This window comes from Paracoccus sp. (in: a-proteobacteria) (genome assembly GCF_030536915.1).
Taxonomy (GTDB): domain Bacteria; phylum Pseudomonadota; class Alphaproteobacteria; order Rhodobacterales; family Rhodobacteraceae; genus Paracoccus.
The window spans coordinates 1-2,998 of the sequence record NZ_JAUNPC010000163.1 but is presented as its reverse complement, the minus strand read 5'-3'; the positions used below and the strand labels follow the sequence as shown (position 1 = coordinate 2,998).

The 2,998-nt window shown below is 61.7% G+C and carries 5 protein-coding genes; 2 read left to right on the top strand and 3 right to left on the bottom strand.

Going from position 1 to position 2,998, the window contains the following annotated elements; all coding sequences use genetic code 11:
- Positions 1 to 396: 396 nt before the first annotated feature.
- Both Q4F04_RS15185 and Q4F04_RS15180 read left to right on the top strand, forming a co-directional pair.
- A complete protein-coding gene (locus Q4F04_RS15185) occupies positions 397 to 1,284 on the top strand; it encodes an ArdC family protein (protein WP_368660738.1) in 888 nt (295 codons plus the stop codon).
- A 132-nt stretch (positions 1,285 to 1,416) separates the two neighbouring features.
- Positions 1,417 to 1,587 carry a hypothetical protein gene (locus Q4F04_RS15180; protein ID WP_303370632.1) on the top strand — a complete coding sequence of 57 codons (171 nt, stop codon included), beginning with the start codon at positions 1,417 to 1,419 and terminating at the stop codon, positions 1,585 to 1,587.
- A 112-nt stretch (positions 1,588 to 1,699) separates the two neighbouring features.
- On the opposite strand, the gene Q4F04_RS15175 is transcribed toward Q4F04_RS15180, so the two are convergent.
- The 3 genes from Q4F04_RS15175 to Q4F04_RS15165 form a co-directional block, all read right to left on the bottom strand.
- The gene (locus Q4F04_RS15175) at positions 1,700 to 1,894 is read right to left on the bottom strand and encodes a hypothetical protein (protein ID WP_303370631.1); all 195 of its coding nucleotides are present in this window, start codon (positions 1,892 to 1,894) and stop codon (positions 1,700 to 1,702) included.
- A gap of 237 nt (positions 1,895 to 2,131) precedes the next feature.
- A complete protein-coding gene (locus tag Q4F04_RS15170; RefSeq protein WP_303370630.1) occupies positions 2,132 to 2,539 on the bottom strand; it encodes a hypothetical protein in 408 nt (135 codons plus the stop codon).
- Positions 2,536 to 2,998 (bottom strand): hypothetical protein (locus Q4F04_RS15165; RefSeq protein WP_303370629.1); only part of this gene is annotated, 463 nt, incomplete at its 5' end. The genes Q4F04_RS15165 and Q4F04_RS15170, both read right to left, overlap by 4 nt.

The window sequence follows — 2,998 nt, the reverse complement described above, 5'->3', positions numbered from 1 at the left end:
TCTGGACGGCAAGAAGGATCGGAGATCCCCGCTGATGCGGGGCTCGCGCCATCCGGGGGGATTCGGACGAGCCGAACGCCCCCGGTTTGGTGGTCCGCGCGCAAAGGGCGCGCGTCCGTCTCTGGGAACCGCCGGTTCCCCCACGCAAGGCCGCGCGCTTGACGGGGGCGAGGGGTTTCCCCGGCCTTCCTGCGCTTATCGCTCCGTGCAGGCCGGGTGATCCCCCTCCCCTCGCCCCCTACGCGCAACCTTGCGCGGGCCCCCCTCCTGCCCTCGCCGGGAGGCAGGGTTTCAGGAGAGGCGCCGCTTCGCGGTCCTCGCCTGCAACCCCGCCCATCATGGGCACCCCGACCGAGGCAAAGACCAAGGCGGGACCGTCGCAAAGGAGTGATGAACATGGCTTTCGATCTTTATCAGCACGTCACCGATACCATTATCGCCAGCATCGAGGCGGGCACCCCGGCATGGCGCAAGCCGTGGACCGGAGACGCGGGTGGCGCGACCTTCCCCCGCCGTGCCAATGGCGAGCCTTATCGTGGCATCAATGTCCTGATGCTCTGGCTGACCGCCACCGAGAAGGGCTATCGCGCGGCCCACTGGTTCACCTATCGCCAAGCGCAGGAAGCGGGCGGGCAGGTCCGCAAGGGCGAGAAATCGGCAACCGTCGTCAAGTACGGCACCTTCGAGCGTGAGGACGAGAGCGGCGAGGACAGCCGGAAAATTCCGTATCTGAAAGCCTATCGCGTGTTCAACGCCGAGCAGATCGACGGCCTGCCCGCCGAGTTCTACGGCAACCCGGCCGAGGCGCCGCGCGATCTTGGCACCACCGCCGATCCCACTCTTGACGCTTTCATTGCCGCGACCGGCGCGGAAATCCGCACCAGCGATGACCCGCGCGCCTATTATAATCCGGTCGAGGACTTCATCCACATGCCGCCGATTGCGACCTTTCACAGCGCCGGCGGCTATTATGCCACCCTCGCGCATGAGGCGACCCACTGGACTGGCCACACCAGCCGCCTTGACCGGCTGGGCCGTTTCACCGATCGCAAGGCCTACGCCTTCGAGGAACTGATCGCAGAAATCGGCAACTGCATGGTTTGCGCGAGCCTCGGCCTGACCCCCGACTTCGATCAGTCCGCCGCCTATGTGAAAAGCTGGCTGCGCGCCCTGCAGGACGACAAGCGCGCCATCTTCAAGGCCGCGAGTGAGGCACAGAAAGCGGCTGACCTGCTGATGCAGGCGCAGCCCCAAGCAGAAACCGAGGAAAGGGCAGCCGCATGAGCGGTCCCACCCCCTGCCCCGCCTGACCTGCCGCAAATGCGGCAGCGCCAAAGGGGCTCAGTATTTTACACCCGTTGCCGTGGACGGCAGTTGACTGGACCGTGACGACAGCCTGATGCCGGAAGTCGCGCTGTGACGCGCTACGAAGTCCGCGACGACCCGGACGATCTGCCGATCATCTGCGCGACCGAGGTCGAGGCCCGCCGCCGCGCGCACCGCCGGGCTGAACGTATCGGCCAACCCGTCCTGATCTATGAAATGGACGACCAACGTGGTGAACGCTTTATCTGCCAAGTCGATTGAACCGCAGCCCCGCATCGACCGGGGCGCGGCCCTCCCCTCAAGGTAGGCTGCAGCTGACCCGGCCAAGGCCGGGCCATCTGCAGCCATGCGCTTGTGCAGCGCAGGCAGCCGCTCACGCGGCCTTGCCCTCCGCCTCGATCTCTACGCGGCCGATGCAACCACCGGAGAAACTGTCGGGATCAACGAACCAACGCATCTGCCTTTCGCCCGTATTCCATTGATAAAGGGTTCCAAGGTGCCGCGGTGTTTCCGCTTCCTGAATATGGTAGATTTCACATACCGGCTTGGCTGTGATTTTCCTGGTCATGATCTTCCCCTCGGTTTGAGCCGGATAGCCTCGGCTATCCGGCCTGCCCGCTGGCGAAGCTGGGGAGGCAACGGAAAGCGAAATCGACGGGAGTGGTGCGGCCGCAGCCGGCGGAAATGAATGAAGCCGCCGATCTTGCGATCAGGCGGCTTTTTGTTTTCTTAGGAATTGTATCTTTGGCGGCGAGGCACGGTCCCGTCTATTTCGCTTGTAGGCGCCAGGGGCGAAGCCCCTTAGTTATTTGCAATCATGTTGAAGCTGGTTGCTTGGCGTTACTTTCACGCCTTTATTGTTGTGCGTGAATGAGAAACCTTCTGGCGACGATATGATGGACAGAGCCATCTTCCATGCGCCATCTTCCGTTTCCTGCTTGAACGCTGTCCCTTGCTCGAAAATAATCGTCACGGTCTGGTCGCCCGACTGCAACGTGCCAGAGCCATCTACGACACGGCCATCCATGAAGGCCTTGATGAAGTTCTGCGGCGGGCTGTAGGCACCATTCGGATCACACGTCAGAGTAATCTCAAGAGCGCCGTCTTTAACTCCGTAGTAGTTGATGCCCCGCTGGAAACCGGAAGTCCAAGTTACTGCCTGTGCGGTCGCAGGAAGAAGGATCATTGCGGCGAGAATCGCATAATTCCTCATGACTGCTTCCTTCTCAAGTCGGCGATGACTGTATCGAGTTCCTCGAACCAGATCGGTTGGTACTGTGAACGCAACAATTCTGTTTCCGGCAGTGTCCCAAGATCGCCAGCCTGCTCCGACAGTTCTTCCAGAATACCTCTCGAAACCCGAAAATGTAGATACTCCGCTAGTCCTTTGCCCCGCTCGGATTTTTCTGCTACCTCGTAGCTTGGCACGATCCTGATCCGCTTCTGTGTCCGCTGGCGAGCAAGGCGCAGGATCATGCCGATCTGGTAACCGGCTTGCTCCAAGGCTTCGAGATCCTTTTGGTGTCTTGCAAGTGGCCGGACGAGCGCACGCACTTGAACGAGTGCCTTTGCCTCGCTGACAGCGGCAGGTTCCGGCTGCTTCCTCTTGACCGGCGCTGTTTGAGGCTGCTTCGGCTTGTCTGGTGCCAGGCCTGGTTGTTGAGCCGCACCT

What these genes read in the sequence shown, in the direction of transcription:
- Q4F04_RS15185 (WP_368660738.1), top strand. Translation starts at nt 397, where the DNA reads ATGGCTTTCGATCTTTATCAGCACGTCACCGATACCATTATCGCCAGC.
- Q4F04_RS15175 (WP_303370631.1), bottom strand. Translation starts at nt 1,894, where the DNA reads ATGACCAGGAAAATCACAGCCAAGCCGGTATGTGAAATCTACCATATT.
- Q4F04_RS15170 (WP_303370630.1), bottom strand. Translation starts at nt 2,539, where the DNA reads ATGAGGAATTATGCGATTCTCGCCGCAATGATCCTTCTTCCTGCGACC.